Below are 16,125 nucleotides of genomic sequence, written 5' to 3'. Positions count from 1 at the left end.
GCGGTCTTTTACTTTTTTTGCTGCTGCAAGTACTGCTCGACGCCCGCAGCGATTGCTTCCGCAATACGCAGCTGGGACTGGGCCTCGGTAAGCATCCGGCGGTCTTCGGCATTCGTAATAAAACCCATTTCAACGATAACCGTTGGCGCCTTCGAATATTTTAACAAATAAAACGTGCGGCTAGGCACAGGCTCGTCGCTCGTACCATATAACGCGTTCAGCGCTGCTTGCACGGATTTTGCGAGCTGCTCGCTTTGCGGTTTTATTTGATGAATGACGATTGCGCCCCGTTTCGAAGAATGGCGGGCAGAGTTGACGTGCAGGCTGATCATAATTTTGGGCTTGATCTCATTGCACAGATGGCTGCGCTGGGCCAAGTCCTTGATATGTCTCGAACGGCTTTTCAACCATAAATTTTCTCCGCTTAGCGCGTAATCGTCCATCCGGTTCATTAAGACGACGTACCCTTTTCTGCGCAAAGTCTCGTACGTTTTTTTGGCGATCGTCAAATTGATGTCTTTTTCCAGCAAGTCACCATACGAGGTGCCCCCGTCGATTCCGCCGTGTCCTACATCGATTAAGACGTCGACGCTCGTTATGGCGGGATTGGCAGATTTCAGCTCCGGCAAATACAAGGATTCAGGCACCGCTGCTCCTGCACGTCCGGCTTGGAAAGTCAGAACGGTCAGCGCCAGCATTGCGGCAATGACAAGTTTCATCGCCTGATTCCATAAATTCGGCCACGACATCCGCCGCCCCTCCTTTCGCATAAAATCGTCCGCAGCTTATTTCGTATACATGGCTTTAGCATTCCCCAAAAAGTTTCTTAAAGTGCAGCGATTAATGCTACCATGACAGGGCAATACTACCAATTATATGAATGCCGTAGCGGCCGTTCTGGCGGCCGTGAGTAACAGGAGGGATTAGATTGAATATCAGCGTGGTTTTGATGGTTATCCAGTTGTTTTTTGCCATCGTTATCGGTATGTATTTTTGGAATTTGCTGCGCAACCAGCAAACGAACCGTTCCGCCGTCGACAAGGAGTCGAAGAAAGAGCTGGAGAAGCTGCGCAGGCTGCGATCCGTCTCTTTAAATAAACCGTTAGCCGAAAAAACAAGACCGACTGCCATGGAGGACATCGTCGGACAAAAGGAAGGGGTGCGCGCTCTGAAAGCGGCGCTGTGCGGCGCCAATCCGCAGCACGTGATCATCTACGGTCCGCCCGGCGTAGGCAAAACGGCCGCCGCTCGCGTCGTGTTGGAGGAAGCGAAGAAAAATCCGGAATCGCCGTTTCGTCCGGACGCCAAATTTACCGAGATCGATGCGACGACGGCGCGGTTTGATGAGCGGGGTATTGCCGATCCGTTAATCGGCTCGGTTCACGACCCGATTTATCAAGGAGCGGGAGCCATGGGAGTTGCCGGCATTCCGCAGCCGAAACCCGGGGCAGTGACGAAGGCGCACGGCGGGATTTTGTTCATTGACGAGATCGGTGAATTGCATCCGCATCAGATGAATAAATTATTAAAGGTGCTTGAAGATCGCAAAGTATTTTTGGAAAGCGCGTATTACAATTCCGAAGACACGAATGTGCCGAGTTATATTCACGATGTGTTCCAGAATGGCCTGCCTGCGGATTTCCGGCTCGTAGGCGCAACGACGCGCAACCCGCAGGAGCTGCCTCCGGCGATCCGCTCGCGTTGTATGGAAATTTATTTCCGTCCGCTGCTGCCGGAAGAAATCGGCTCGATTGCCGCCAAAGCGCTGAAAAAAATCGGATTTCCCGACTGTCCTTCCGCTATTGAGGTTGTCAAGAAATATGCGACCAACGGGCGTGAAGCAGTAAACATTATTCAGCTGGCGGCGGGGATGGCGCTGACCGATCAGCGGAGAGAGCTGTCTGCCGCCGACATCGAATGGGTTGTCAACAGCTCGCAAATTCCGCCGAGGCCGGAGAAAAAAGTTCCCCAGCGTCCGGAAATCGGGCTGGTTAACGGATTAGCCGTATACGGACCGAATCTCGGAATGCTGCTTGACATTGAAGTGAGCACCATTCCAGCGGTGCAGCCGGGTACGGGCCAGTTTACGATTACCGGCGTCGTGGATGAGGAAGAGATGGGCGGCGGGTCGCGGACGCTGCGTCGCAAAAGCATGGCGCGCGGCTCCGTCGAGAACGTGCTTACCGTCCTGCGTCGGCTCGGCATGCAGCCTTACGATTACGACATGCATATCAATTTTCCGGGCGGCATTCCGATCGACGGGCCGTCGGCCGGTGTATCGATGGCCGTGGCGATTGCTTCCGCCATCAAACGAATTCCGGTCGACAACCATCTGGCGATGACCGGCGAAATCAGCATTCACGGCAAGGTGAAGCCGGTAGGAGGCGTTATCGCCAAGGTTGAAGCTGCTTTTCAGGCCGGAGCGACCAAAGTCATCATTCCGAAGGAAAACTGGCAGGAGGTTTTTGCGGGGCTTAATGGATTGGAGGTCATTCCGGTCGATTCCGTGGAGGAACTTCTCCATCATGCCCTGGGCATTGAAAGCGCCCATCTGGCTGCCGAGCCTCCTGTCACGCCTCAGGAGACGGTCAGCAGCGCCTCCGTTACGATTCTGCACGCCGATGCGCTCGAATAGAGCGGTTGGCGTCTCTTTGTTCGTAAGAGCGGAAACTGCCGCCCCCGATTGGTGTTTTAAAATCAATTTTGATAAAATGTAAATCACATGCATGTAAGTATAGTCTGGAGGTGCTCGCGGATGGGAACGAGCAAACAGAAATTGCGACGCTTGCCGCTGCTTCCGCTCCGGGGGCTGCTCGTGTATCCGAGCATGGTTCTGCATTTGGACGTAGGCAGGGAGAAGTCGGTACGGGCCCTGGAGAAGGCTATGGTCGAAGACAGCATGATCCTGCTGTGCTCGCAATCCGAGGTTAACATCGAGGAGCCGAAGACCGAGGATATTTACCGGATCGGCACAATATCGAAAGTGCGGCAAATGCTCAAGCTGCCGAACGGAACGATCCGCGTGCTTGTGGAAGGCGTCGTTCGCGCCGAAATTGCGGAATTTCTGGTTAACGACGAATACTACGAGGTTCATGTCAGGGAGCTTCCCGAGCAGGAAACGTCCGATCCCGAAATCGACGCGCTGATGCGCACGGTGCTGAACCAATTCGAACATTATATCAATCTTTCGAAAAAAGTGACCCCGGAGACGTTGGCTGCCGTATCCGATATTGACGAACCGGGGCGGCTCGCGGACGTGATTTGCAGTCATTTATCGTTAAAAATTAAAGATAAGCAGGAAATTTTGGAAACCGTCGATGTCCGGATGCGGCTTGAGAAGCTTCTTGCCATCCTGAACAACGAGCGCGAGGTGCTTGAGCTCGAACGCAAGATCAGCCAGCGCGTCAAGAAGCAGATGGAGAAGACGCAGAAGGAATATTATTTGCGCGAGCAAATGAAGGCGATTCAGAAAGAGCTCGGGGATAAAGAGGGACGGGCCGGCGAAGTCGAGGAGCTGCGCAACCAGCTTGCACAAAGCGACGTGCCTGAGAAGGTGAGGGAAAAGATCGAGAAGGAAATCGACCGGTTGGAGAAGATGCCGGCGACTTCCGCCGAAGGCTCGGTCATCCGCAACTACATCGATTGGCTGCTTGGCTTGCCTTGGTCCCAATCGACCGAAGACGACCTCGATATCCGTAAGGCCGAGGAGATTCTGAACCAGGATCATTACGGCTTGGAGAAGCCGAAAGAGCGCGTCCTTGAATATTTGGCCGTGCAAAAGCTGGTCAAGAAGCTCAAAGGACCGATTCTGTGTCTCGTCGGCCCTCCGGGGGTCGGGAAGACGTCGATCGCCCGTTCGATCGCCAGGTCGCTCGACCGGCAGTTCGTGCGCATTTCTTTGGGCGGCGTGCGCGACGAAGCGGAAATCCGCGGACACCGCCGTACGTATGTGGGCGCGATGCCAGGCCGGATTATTCAAGGGATGAAAAACGCGGGAACGAACAATCCCGTCTTCCTGCTGGATGAAATCGATAAAATGGCGATGGATTTTCGCGGCGACCCGGCTTCCGCTCTGCTGGAAGTATTGGACCCGGAACAAAACAGCACGTTCAGCGACCACTTCGTCGAAGTGCCGTTCGACCTGTCCAACGTCATGTTCGTGACGACGGCCAACGCCGTGCACAACATCCCGCGGCCGCTGCTTGACCGGATGGAAGTGCTGTACATTCCGGGATATACGGAAATCGAAAAGCTGCATATTGCGCGCAATTATTTGCTGCCGAAGCAGCAGGAAAATCACGGGCTGCAGGACGGTCAGCTCGTCATAGACGAAGACGCCCTCATGAGCACGGTGCGCGAATATACGCGCGAGGCCGGCGTCCGCAACCTGGAGCAGCAAATTTCGTCCATCTGTCGGAAGGCCGCCAAGGAAATTGTCGGCGGGGCCTCTACCGTGCATCTGAAAGCCGACAACCTGAAGGAGTATCTCGGCCAGCCGAAATTCCGCTACGGCATGGTGGAGGAGCGCGATCAGGTTGGCGCGGTGACCGGGCTTGCCTGGACGGAGGTCGGCGGGGTCACGCTCGTTATCGAAGTGACGGTGATGCCAGGCAGCGGCAAGCTGACGCTTACCGGAAAGCTTGGAGATGTCATGAAGGAATCCGCTCAGGCGGCTTTCAGCTACACCCGTTCGCGGGTCGAGCAATTCGGAATTCAGCCGGATTTCCATGAAAAATACGATGTCCACGTCCACATGCCGGAAGGCGCCATCCCGAAGGATGGACCATCCGCCGGCATTGCGATGGGCACGGCGCTCATCTCGGCCTTGACCAATATCCCGGTCTCGCGTCACGTCGCGATGACGGGCGAGATCACGCTTCGCGGCCGGGTGCTCCCGATCGGCGGCTTGAAGGAAAAAGCTATGGCCGCTCACCGCGCCGGCATCCGTACGGTTCTGCTGCCGAAGGATAATGCCAAAGACATCGAAGAAATTCCCGAGAGCGTGCGCTCCGAGCTGACGTTCATCCCGGTCGCGCATATGGATGAGGTGCTCGAGCACGCTCTGGTCAAGCCTGTAGGCGTATAATAACAGGCGTTGGGTCAGATGGTTTGGGTTATTATTGGTTCTTTTCGAAAGGAAGGGAAGAAATGGATACGGAAAGTTTACGGCCGTCTTTGAAATCAAGTTGTATCCGCTAAGGATCATAATAGACAACTTGAATTTCAAGAGCGGTGGAGTAGCCATTTTTTTCCGGTTCGGCAGAAAGGAAGAAATAATATCCTTTCCATCCAGCCCAACGCTCCACCAAGAAATGAGTGAAATCCATGAAAGTCAATCAAGCTGAATTCATCATCAGCGCGGTTGGTCCGAGCCAGTACCCTATGGATGCCTTGCCGGAGATTGCTCTGGCAGGGCGTTCCAATGTAGGGAAGTCTTCGCTGATCAACCGGATGATCAACCGCAAAAACTTGGCTCGTACCAGCTCCAAGCCCGGCAAGACACAGCAGTTGAACTATTACAAAATTAATTCCGATTTGTTTTTCGTCGATTTGCCGGGGTATGGGTATGCGCAGGTATCCAAAACGGAACGTGAAAAATGGGGCAAATTTATCGAAAATTATTTGCTTCACCGGGAATTTTTGAAGCTGGTGCTGCTCGTGATCGATCTTCGCCATCCGCCGTCCAAGGACGACCAAGCGATGTATTCGTGGCTGAAGCATCACGGCACGCCGCTTTGCATCGTAACGACGAAAGCGGATAAAATTCCGCGCAGCAAATGGCAGCAGCATGTCAAGATCGTCAAGGAAACGCTGGGAACGGACAAGTCGGACCCGGTCGTCCTATTTTCGTCCGAATTGGGACTCGGGAAAGACGAGCTGTGGCAGATCATCGAGCAGAAGATCGGCTATGGCGCCGATACGACTGTGGAGGACCAGCCCGAGACGCAGACCAAATCCGCCGAGCAAGAACATTAAATACGCCCCTCGAAGGGCGGAAAACCAAAAAAGGCTATTCCCCGATCTCCGGCTTCTTGTGCCGATCAACGGGAATAGCCTTTTTAAGCTTGATGTTACGGTTTAAGCTCATAATCCCACCACGTCCGGCTCTGACCGGACGTCAGGTCGGAGATACGGTTCACCTGACGGTCTACGACGTAAATATGCCCCTTGCTGTCCACGTAGCCTCTGCCTGCTCCTTTGTACAGAAACAACCGCGTTCCATTCCCCTGCAGGTCCAGAAGATAGTACGTCTCCCGTTCTTCCGCGTCAAGCGGAATGAAGCTGTTATGGTAAGCTTTAAAACGGTTGTTGTAGGCTTTGACCGTCAAGCCGTCGGCGGTAGCAGCCAGCAGATCGATGTCTTTTTCCCCAAGCTTCGTGTTCATGCCGTGAAGCTGTCCTGAGGTGTCCAGCAGCGCGAGTTGACCGTTTACGTTCGGCGTCCGGCTTGTCATCCGGTCTGCCGCTTCGCTGACGATCCAGAACGAACCGTCCGGGTTGCGGACGACGCGGGTCGGCACTTGGGTCAAATCCGGCACGGATGAAGCTTTCCCGTCCCGAATGACGAAAGCCTCGTGCGTATAGGGCGTGTAAGGAGCCGGGATATGCAGAAAGCTGGAGATCGAGATGACGGCGAGCACCGTCCGGTCGTCGAGCTTCATAATTTTGGATTGTACGTCCAGTCCTTTATTTACATATTCCGTTTGCGATTCGTAGAAGGCGGCGGCTTTTTCCAAAATGGGCTTGAGCGACATCAGTTCGATGTTGTCGTAATAGACCGAATCCCCCAGGCGTACGGCGGCTTGCTTCGGGTCTCCGGCAAAAGGCACGCCGGGCTTCCGCTTTTCCGCTAACTGACTCACGTTAGCTTTCGCTTTGTCGTCTACCGGAGACGGATCGCCTTTCAAATCTTTGTTTACCTTCAGCATCCGGTTCGACTCGGCTTCCACGTAAAGCGCTTCCGTATCCTCGGCAATAATGCGGTGAAGCACCTTTTGCTGCTCCGTTGTAAGCTGAAATCCTTCCTTCGCACTCCAATCCGTCCGCCAACCGAACTCGTTACGGGTAAAACGCCAGGTCATCGGAAAATAGGAAACGTTATCCACCAGCAGCAGGGGATACGGCTCGGCGGCATTGTTAATCGATTTTCCGTTCACTTCGATAGGGAACCCGGGCAGTACGGCATCATAACGCCGGCTTACGGATGCTTTGTCCTTCGATTCAACAGTCGGCCTTATCGCCGAAGGGCGCTCGCGGCGGGTAATTTTAAGCCCGCGGGCGGCGTCCCAAACCACTTCAAGCCCGAGGGTGTCCGCGAATGGCTTTACCGGAAGATAGACCATATTGTTATACGTCAATACGGGATAAGGGCTTCGCTCGTTGTCGATCTTGAGGCCGTTCACTTGAACAGGGAACGAAGGAAGCTGCATCGGGACAGGCGTTTCTTCGGCTTGGGCGGGGGCGCCGGAGGCAAGTGTGAGCAAAATCCCGGCGACCAGCCCGCCGACCGTATGGCGTAAACGAATGCGATGATTTTTCATCCAGCGGATTCCTCCTTCGTATAATCTGCCGCCTTTTACACCAAACTTGGAGCAAGAGACTTTGCTTTCCATCCTGAGCGAGGAGCGTCAGAGCGAATTGAACCTACTAACCCGTTTCAGCTTGAAAAATGCGGCCGCCATCATATTAGGCTCTATCCTGCTTATGCTCGGCGGAATATATGCTTTCACGTCCCTGAAAGTGGACCTGCTGCCGGACGTGGAACTGCCCACGCTAACGGTGCAGGCCGTGTATCCCGGGGCAGCTCCCGCCGATGTGGAGGAGCGGGTGACGCGCGAGCTGGAACGAAGCTTGAAAGCGCTCAGCGGCCTGGAATCGTTAACGAGCCAATCGATGGAAAGCTTCGCTGTGGTGCAGATGAAATACCCGATCGGGACGGATATGGAGCTGGCCTCCCGTCAGGCAGAAGACGCGTTCAAGGGACTGAAGCTTCCCGAAGGCGTAACGCCCAAAGTGACGCGATTGAATTTCAGCGCGCTGCCTATCCTGAACTTGGCCGTATTCTCGAAGCAGAGCGATTCCATTGAAGAGCTTATCGTTCAGGACATTCAGCCGGAACTGGAAAAAATACCCGGTGTCAGCAGCGTCGCGGCAGGCGGATTAAAGGAAAGCTATATCCGAATTGCCGTCGATCCCGCCAAAGCCAAAGCGTATAATTTAACCTTAACCCAAATTCAGCAAAAAGTGCAGGGGCTATTTTTATCCTTCCCGGCTGGCTCCGTTGTCCAGAACGATCTGGTCATACCGGTCCGGGTCGAGCAGCGCGCGGCGGGCATTCAGGAATTGAAGCGGCTTGCGCTTGATCTCCAGACTGGTTTCCCGCCTATCCCCGCAGAGATCGTTCTGGAAGATATCGCCGCGGTGCAGCCGATAGAGGAAGCGTCCGAGCTGGTACGCTACAACGACAAAAGCGCCCTGGCCCTATCCATTTCCAAAAAGCAGGATGCCAATACGGTCGAAATCGCCGATCAGGCATTCGCCGTGCTGAATAAGCACCGGGACCGGATCGATTACACGCTCGCTTTCGATCAGTCGGAAGGAATCAAAAAGTCCGTCGAAAGCCTGCAGAGAGAAGGGCTATACGGAGCGCTGTTCGCCTCTTTGGCGGTGCTTCTGTTTCTGAGGAATCTAAGAGCGACGCTCATCGCCGTCTTATCCATCCCTTTGTCTTTATTGATCGCATCGATCGTCTTGAATCGCATGGATATCACCCTGAACATTATGACGCTGGGCGGCATGGCCGTTGCGGTAGGGCGGGTGGTCGACGACAGCATCGTGGTGATCGAAAATATTTACAGGCGCATGAGCCAACGAAAGCCCGGCGAAGACCGGACGCAAATTACGCTGGATGCGACCAAAGAGATTATGGGCGCGATCACATCGTCCACCTTGACGACCGTCGTCGTGTTTTTGCCGCTCGGCTTCGTAGGGGGAATTACCGGAACGTTTTTTAAGCCGTTTGCGCTGACCGTCGTCTTTGCGCTCATTGCTTCGCTGCTTGTCGCCGTTACCCTCGTTCCAATTTTGGCCAAAGCTTCGTTCGGCCGCATCCGGGAGACGGAGGAGCGGGAAAGCGCGCTGCAGCGGGGGTATGCGGCCATGCTTACCTCGGCGCTGCGGCACAAATGGTCCGTCATCGCCGTTTCGCTGGCGGTGCTTGCCGGGTCGCTTCTGCTGGTACCGAAGCTCGGATTTATTTTTTTGCCGAACGAAAAACAGCGGATCGTTGCCGCCGGAGTACAGCTGCCGCCCGCTTCTCAGCTTCAGAAAACGAATGAAATATCCAAAGACATTGAAAAAATGCTCCGCGAACAGCCGGACGTTTTCGAATACGTATTTACAACCATCGGCGGCCTTGATTACCGTTCCGGTCTCAAGCAGGAGAATCGGGCGCAATACATGATGAGCGTGAATCGCTCGGCCGATATCGAAGCCGTCGTTAAGACGCTCGCGGTCAAGATGGATGCCATCGTTAAAAAGAGCTCGCCGGAGGGAACCGTAACAGTGCAGGAAATGAGCTCCGGCGGCCCTATGACCGGAACAAGCGTCGAAGTTCGGCTGTTCGGCAGCCAACCGGACCTACTGGGGGAAGCCGCCAAGCGGATGGAGGACCGTCTGAAGCAGATTCCTTATCTGCGCTCGGTCCAAAACAATTTCCGCGAAAAGCAGCGGCAGTGGACCGTCCGCATCGATCCCGGGAAAGCCGCCGCGGCGGGAGTCGATCCCCAGCTGGTGCTCGGACTCGTCGTGGACCGGACCAAGCCGGTCGAGATCGGCACGTACAAGCTGGACGGCAAAGCGCAAAAGCTGCAGGCCAGCTATACGGCGGGTCCTGCCAATGCCGCCGAACTGGAGCAAATGCCGCTATTCGGTAAAAAAGGCCCGGTGCTGCTTCGCGATGTCGCAGCCGTCGAAGCATCCGATTCCGTATCCGCGATTCAGAAGCTGGACGGCAAGCCCTATGCCGCGGTCAGCGCGGAGCTGACCGGAAACAACATCAGCCAAGCGACGCAGGAGGTGAAGGACGCGGCTTCCGCTGTCCCGCTGCCGGAAGGTGTGACGCTTGGTTTAGGGGGCGGCAGCGATGAGACGGAGAAGACGTTTAAGGATCTGGGCGTGGCGATTGCCGCGGCCATCGGGTTAGTTTATTTGGTTATGCTCGTTACCTTCGGCCAAGCGCGCGTTCCGTTCGTCATCTTGTCTTCGCTGTTGTTCGTACCGGTCGGCGCAGCCTTCGGCCTGTATTTGACCGGAGAGCCGCTATCGGTCAGCGCCATGATCGGGCTGTTGATGCTGGTCGGCATCGTCGTGACGAATGCGATTGTGCTGATCGACCGGGTGCGTCAAAACCGCGACAGCGGGTTAAACATACGCGAGGCGCTTATCGAAGCGGGCAAAACGCGGCTGCGTCCTATTCTGATGACCGCATTTGCTACCGTCTGCGCGTTGATTCCTTTGGCGCTGACCGAATCGGAGGGCAGTTTGATTTCCAAAGGGCTTGCCGTCGTCGTGATCGGGGGCTTGGTTACGTCGACGCTTCTCACGTTGGTCATCGTGCCGGTGATGTATGAATTGTTTTTTCATCGTCAGCGCCGCAGGGAACTGCGGAACAAAAGGAGGTAAAACGAGTTTTTAAGCTTTTATGCCGTCCTTCTGCGAGGAAAACGCGGAATTTTCTGATTTCCGGCGAAAATCAATGGCTGCCTGGCAGGAATATTAAATAATTATGTAGTATAATGTATATAGACAATAGAATCAGGCTCACAGACACATGGTTTGAAAAAAATGAATCGAGGGATTTTTATGGCAATTAGGTTAGCGACCGAATACGTCAAAACCTGCCTGCAGCTTACGGAAGCCGAGATGGCCAAGTTCATTCGGATGTTTGTCGATCACGGAGCCTCTCTGCAAGTCAAAGTACTCGAAAACGGAAATCAAGAGGTGGTATTGCCGGACGACGCCGGCGAAGAAATCGTGCTGTCGTTCGAACGTGAAATGAACTTGTATGTATGCCGGGGAACATGCCGCATCCGCAACAAAAATTTGGTCAACCTGATGCGCAAAGCCGTAGCCGAATTTAAAGGCGACGCGGTGGTGCATCGCATTTATGCAGCATACACGATGGTCTATACGTACAAGCAAGGCGCAGTTATCCGGATTACCGAGAAAAAGGGCGCCGCGGAAAAAGTGATTTACGAATACCGGGACACCGCCGGACAATTGGAGCAGCTGTTCCATAAGAATGAGGTGGAGCAGGAAATCCAAATGCTCAAAGCCCAGGTGAATCATCTGCTCGACATGAGAAACGAGATGCAAGAAGCCGCCATCCGCGAGCATATCGACGGGCGTTTGCACAAACTTACCCATCGCTTGTTCGTACTCGAAGCTTAACATATATTATTTAGACTTCTCGATCATAGCGGAAAAAACTCTTCCTGATCGCCCGTAAAAAGGGCAGGGAAGAGTTTTTTTTGTATTTTTATGCATCGGAGGGTATATTTACCTTAGGAAAGAAGCGACAAGAAAAAAACGGAAAAGTTGGGCTTATCCGGGGCTTCGCGGCTTACACCCCGGGCGGGCCTCAGGCATAATTTATTGTTGTGTGCCACCCTCCCACAGGTAAATATGGCCTGTGCAAAAAAAAGGGTTGCATTTCTGTTCAATAGATGTTATTTTTATCTTCGTTGAAAACAAAATAGGAACCAGGATTCACTCAGGACATGTAATGTTGCGAGAGATTATTCCCTCGGGAAGTGAATGACGTAGGTCCTAGCGGATGAAATTTTCAAAACATTTTATTCCTAGGAAGGGGGAACCGGAAGATGGAATATTCAACTTTCGGAAGACACGTAGCTGTAGACACTTGGGGAGTAGATTTTGAGCTTCTCAACAATGCTGAATGGTTACAAGCGCAAATGGTAGAAGCTGCTGAGGTATGTGGAGCAACCGTTTTGTCGGTACAATCCAAACAATTTGAGCCCCAAGGGGCAACCGTTCTGGTCATGTTGTCGGAAAGTCATCTCTCCATTCATACGTATCCTGAGAGAGGATTTGCTGCCCTTGACTGCTATACTTGCGGCGAGACGGTAGACCCTCAACTCGCGATCGAGCACATGCTGTCCGTGCTGAAGCCGGAAGTATCTCACGCGAAAAAACTGGTTCGCGGTATGGGTGAACTGCAAGTCGAAACACCGGCATTGAAGCAAGCTGAATTGGTAAAATAATTACAAGCGCATATACGATAACCACGGACGATTCCGTGGTTATTTCTTTTGCCCCGGGCCCATACACTCTCAAAGAGAGCTTGGTTCCTGCGGCGTCCGTCCGCCGCAGGCAGAGGAGGGGGACCCGGGTTGAAAAGATTCAGAAAAAAGCTGTTCATGTACCTGATCGTAGCCGTGCTGATCATCTGGCCCGTTCTGCAAATCGCAGAGCTGATCGGCCATAAGGCACCGCCCGAAAAAGCGGAGAAGCTGCTGTATCAAGTATCCCTCTTTCAAATGGAGCTGCTTGGCAGCTACTTGCAGGAAACCGGAAAGCTCAAGGATACCGACTCGCTCAGCGCGCTTCGTCAAGCCGTTTACTCCGCTTCATTCGCACACGATCATCTGGCGCTTGCCTACGGCGACAGCAGTTTGGCGAAGCTCGATTCGCTCGCCCAGCTCATGCAATATTTGCTGCGTCTCCAGGTCGGCGGCTCCCGCCCTCTGCGCGCGGAGGAGGCCCAAACCCTCGGAGACGTTTCGAAGCTATACACCGACCTGTACGAGGCTTACGCCAAACTGATGTCGAGCGGTGCCGATATTGTCGGTTCGCAGAACGACCGTTTGATGAAATCCGACAAAGCGATCGCCGACCTCCTGCGCAAAAAGCTGCTGCAATAATCGCCGGAGTCGTATAGGCCCGCCCGTTTCGGAGGAAACTAAAACTGGCAGCCTTAGGCAGGTCAGGGCGGTATGGTAGAAGGTAGGGGAAGGAATCAGGAGAGGGTAAAAGGTTGGTAGACGCATAGGTAAGGTGAGCGTGATTTCAATCACAGCCTGCTTTAATCGTGCGTGATAGGATGTTGGGGGAAAGTTAGGGAATGATCTGTGGAAGGGTGCGGGCATGGCTCGCTCCCATCGGGGAGTGTGGGAGTCGAGCCGATCGCAGTGAAGCGTGTTCAGGAGACGGCCGCTTCCCAAGGGAAGCCGGCCTCTCCTGAACAGACGCGATCCCGGCGCCACAGTCAGCTCTCATGCGCGTCTCTACGCCTCCCACGTTCTTTACCCGTTCCCGCACGCCGTTAAGCGTATCCTTGCGTTAACCGGCCCTCCTCTCCATAAGAGGGAGGGGCCGGTTAACACAAGGAGGAAAAGCGATCACTCCACCAACTGTGCATCGAAGCTCGGGGGTCCAGGGGGCAAGCCCCCTGGGGTCCCCCTTACGAAGGGGGATTTAGGGGGATGGAGCCCCCCCCTCTTCCCTGTAATAAAACTTTCAAAATTATTGTCGCAAAAACTCGGACTTGTTCCACATGGTGTGATATAATAAATTGACTTTACGAGGAGGAGGCAGGTGAACCAGATGCATATCGTCGTGGCGGGTTTAAATTATCGCACAGCACCGGTGTCCATCAGAGAAAAATTTACATTCGCCGAAGGGGATTTGCCGCTGGCGCTCAAGGAGCTCAAGGAAACGAAGAGCGTCATGGAGTGCGTCGTCGTGGGAACCTGCAACCGGACGGAATTGTACGTAGCGGTCGACCGCCAGCCCTGTGCCCATTATTTGCGGGCATTTATCGAGAAATGGTTCGGCGTGCCGCGCGGAGAGTTTCAGGAACATTTGTACGTTTACGAGAACGAGAAGGCGATCGAGCATTTATTCCGCGTAACGAGCGGTCTCGACTCCATGGTCATCGGCGAGACGCAAATTTTGGGGCAGGTTCGGGACGCGTTCCTGCTGGCTCAGCGCGAGAAGACGACCGGCGTTTTGTTCAACACGTTGTTCAAGCAAGCCGTAACGATGGCCAAACGGGCCCATTTTGAGACCGGCATCGGTGAAAATCCGGTGTCTGTCAGCTATGCGGCCGTCGAGCTGGGCAAACGTATTTTTGGCAGCTACGCACACAAGAAAGTGCTGATTATCGGCGCGGGCAAAATGAGCGAGCTGACCGTTAAGCACCTGTACGCAAACGGAGCCGACAAAGTAATCGTCGTGAACCGGACGCTCAGCCGGGCGCAAGAGCTGGCGGACAAGTTCCGGGGCGTGGCGAGCACGATGGACCGGCTGATGGCGCACCTGGAAGAAGCCGACATCGTGATCAGCTCTACCGGAGCCGCCGGTTACGTACTGACGGCTGAGCAGGTATCCTGTATTTTGCAGCGGCGCCGTTCGCGACCGCTGTTCATGATTGATATCGCGGTTCCGAGGGATCTCGATCCGCGGCTTGGCGAGATGCCGAACGTCTTTTTATACGATATCGACAATCTTCACTCGCTCGTGAACTCTCATTTGGAAGAGAGGCGTAAAGCTGCGGTGCAGATTGAGAAAATGATCCGCGAGGAAATGGCGGCCTTCGAGCAGTGGACGAAAACGCTGGGTGTCAGCCCGGTCATTCAAGCGCTGCAGACCAAAGCGGCCACGATTCACGAGGAAACGATGGACAGCTTGATGAAGAAGTTGCCGGATTTGGACGAACACGAATTGAAGGTCATTCGCAAATTAACGAAAAGCATCGTCAATCAGATGCTGCGCGATCCCATTGTCCGCATTAAAGAAATGGCTGCCGAGCGTCACGGGGATGACGCGCTGGACATGTTCACGAAAATTTTTGCTTTGGAAGAGCCTTTGGCTGAGCAAAAACGGGTGGAGCAGGCGGTACGGAAGCAGGAGGCGGAGGCGGCGCAGGATCGGATCAAGGAAGAACTGCTATCCAAAGTGCGGGCTGCGGCACCTGCCGAAGCGCTTGACGTTCTGGCCAAAGCTTGACCGGAAAGGAACAGCATGGTCACTCAAACCTGGTTGTACGATGTCATTTTATATATTTATGCCCTGAGCCTCCTGTTTTACTTCTCGGACTTTGTCGGTCCGAACCGAAGTGCAAAGCGGATGGGGACAGGGTTGCTTTCTTTTGTATGGGCACTGCAAACCGCCTACTTAATCTACAGCTTGGTCACGCACGGCAAGTTGTCGGCGTTTTCCATGTTCGAAACGCTTTTTATTTTATCTTGGCTGCTTGTGACCGTCTCGCTGATCGTGAACCGGTTTTTCCGGATCGAGCTGTTTGTGTTTTTGGTAAACGTGTTCGGATTCGCGACATTTGCGCTTAACGTTTTCAGCCGGCCGGGGCTGGCGCCAACCTTGGCGCATTGGAACATTAACGATGAGCTGCTGTTCATTCATATTACGTTCGCGATTTCCGGCTATGTCGCATTCGTCGTATCCGCCATTTTTTCCGGCATGTACTTGTTCCTGCACCGCAAGCTGAAGGAGAAGCAGTGGTCGCAGCAAATGCTGCGGCTGCCGAGCTTGGAGAATACGGACCGTTACGCGTTTGTTTCCGTAGTTATCGGAGCTCCGCTTCTGCTGCTTACGCTGTCGCTTGGAATCGTCTGGATCGCGCTTGAGGGCGATTTGATGCTGTTTTTCGATCCGAAGGTGCTGAATTCCTGGTTCGTGCTGTTGGCTTATATTTTTTATTTGTTTCAACGGTTGGTGATGAAAGCGGCAGGCAACCGACTGGCGTTGTGGAATTTGGCCGCGTTTATCATTACGCTGCTTAACTTTTTGTTGGCTAATCAATATTCGAACTTTCACCAATGGTCCTAAAGGGGGCGTAGGAAATGACGAAAGCTGGCGAAGGAAGGCTCCCGGGGCCGTCCCCCGGCGTCAAATCCTACTATCCCGCTATGCTCGATCTTGAAGGGCGGCCATGCGCCATTATCGGCGGCGGCCGGGTAGCGGAGCGCAAGGCACGCGCGCTCCTCGAGGCGGGGGCTCACGTCACCGTCGTGAGCCCCGTTTTTACGCCGCAGCTGGAAGCGTGGGCGGCCTCGGGCGCGGTGCGCGCGCTGCGCGAGCGGT

12 protein-coding genes are annotated in these 16,125 nt (G+C 54.2%); 10 read left to right on the top strand and 2 right to left on the bottom strand.

Annotation, left to right across the window (positions count from 1 at the left end):
* Positions 1-8: 8 nt before the first annotated feature.
* Positions 9-749 carry an N-acetylmuramoyl-L-alanine amidase family protein gene (locus PEL01S_RS12770; protein ID WP_127460550.1) on the bottom strand — a complete coding sequence of 247 codons (741 nt, stop codon included), beginning with the start codon at positions 747-749 and terminating at the stop codon, positions 9-11.
* 179 nt (positions 750-928) lie between these two features.
* On the opposite strand from PEL01S_RS12770, the gene lonB reads away from it, so the two are divergent.
* From lonB to yihA, 3 genes are all read left to right on the top strand, one after another.
* On the top strand, positions 929-2,635 hold the full coding sequence (gene lonB, locus PEL01S_RS12765; RefSeq protein WP_174806938.1) for an ATP-dependent protease LonB: 1,707 nt from the start codon (positions 929-931) through the stop codon (positions 2,633-2,635).
* A gap of 120 nt (positions 2,636-2,755) precedes the next feature.
* Positions 2,756-5,086 (top strand): endopeptidase La, encoded by a 2,331-nt coding sequence (gene lon / locus PEL01S_RS12760; protein ID WP_108534313.1) that lies wholly within the window; start codon positions 2,756-2,758, stop codon positions 5,084-5,086.
* 239 nt (positions 5,087-5,325) lie between these two features.
* Positions 5,326-5,976, top strand: a complete 651-nt coding sequence (gene yihA / locus PEL01S_RS12755; RefSeq protein ID WP_127460548.1) for a ribosome biogenesis GTP-binding protein YihA/YsxC — start codon at positions 5,326-5,328, stop codon at positions 5,974-5,976.
* Between the two features lie 95 nt (positions 5,977-6,071).
* On the opposite strand, the gene PEL01S_RS12750 is transcribed toward yihA, so the two are convergent.
* Complete coding sequence (locus tag PEL01S_RS12750) at positions 6,072-7,541, bottom strand: stalk domain-containing protein (RefSeq protein ID WP_127460547.1); 1,470 nt, start codon at positions 7,539-7,541, stop codon at positions 6,072-6,074.
* Between the two features lie 61 nt (positions 7,542-7,602).
* On the opposite strand from PEL01S_RS12750, the gene PEL01S_RS12745 reads away from it, so the two are divergent.
* From PEL01S_RS12745 to PEL01S_RS12715, 7 genes are all read left to right on the top strand, one after another.
* Positions 7,603-10,683, top strand: a complete 3,081-nt coding sequence (locus PEL01S_RS12745) for an efflux RND transporter permease subunit (RefSeq protein WP_255320108.1) — start codon at positions 7,603-7,605, stop codon at positions 10,681-10,683.
* A gap of 180 nt (positions 10,684-10,863) precedes the next feature.
* On the top strand, positions 10,864-11,451 hold the full coding sequence (locus PEL01S_RS12740) for a hypothetical protein (RefSeq protein ID WP_063185140.1): 588 nt from the start codon (positions 10,864-10,866) through the stop codon (positions 11,449-11,451).
* A 431-nt stretch (positions 11,452-11,882) separates the two neighbouring features.
* Positions 11,883-12,284 carry an adenosylmethionine decarboxylase gene (speD, locus tag PEL01S_RS12735; protein WP_010494003.1) on the top strand — a complete coding sequence of 134 codons (402 nt, stop codon included), beginning with the start codon at positions 11,883-11,885 and terminating at the stop codon, positions 12,282-12,284.
* 129 nt (positions 12,285-12,413) lie between these two features.
* Positions 12,414-12,944, top strand: a complete 531-nt coding sequence (locus PEL01S_RS12730) for a hypothetical protein (RefSeq protein WP_063185141.1) — start codon at positions 12,414-12,416, stop codon at positions 12,942-12,944.
* 682 nt (positions 12,945-13,626) lie between these two features.
* Positions 13,627-15,030, top strand: coding sequence for a glutamyl-tRNA reductase (gene hemA, locus PEL01S_RS12725; RefSeq protein WP_127460610.1), 1,404 nt, complete (start codon positions 13,627-13,629; stop codon positions 15,028-15,030).
* A 15-nt stretch (positions 15,031-15,045) separates the two neighbouring features.
* Positions 15,046-15,870 carry a cytochrome c biogenesis protein CcsA gene (gene ccsA, locus PEL01S_RS12720; RefSeq protein WP_010494006.1) on the top strand — a complete coding sequence of 275 codons (825 nt, stop codon included), beginning with the start codon at positions 15,046-15,048 and terminating at the stop codon, positions 15,868-15,870.
* Between the two features lie 14 nt (positions 15,871-15,884).
* The coding region (locus PEL01S_RS12715) for a precorrin-2 dehydrogenase/sirohydrochlorin ferrochelatase family protein (protein WP_218032547.1) at positions 15,885-16,125 on the top strand (241 nt) is incomplete at its 3' end.

The organism is Paenibacillus elgii NBRC 100335, assembly GCF_004000865.1.
Lineage (GTDB): Bacteria > Bacillota > Bacilli > Paenibacillales > NBRC-103111 > Paenibacillus_G > Paenibacillus_G elgii.
Note: the sequence above shows the minus strand (reverse complement) of the source record. Positions and strands in the feature narration are given on the sequence as shown.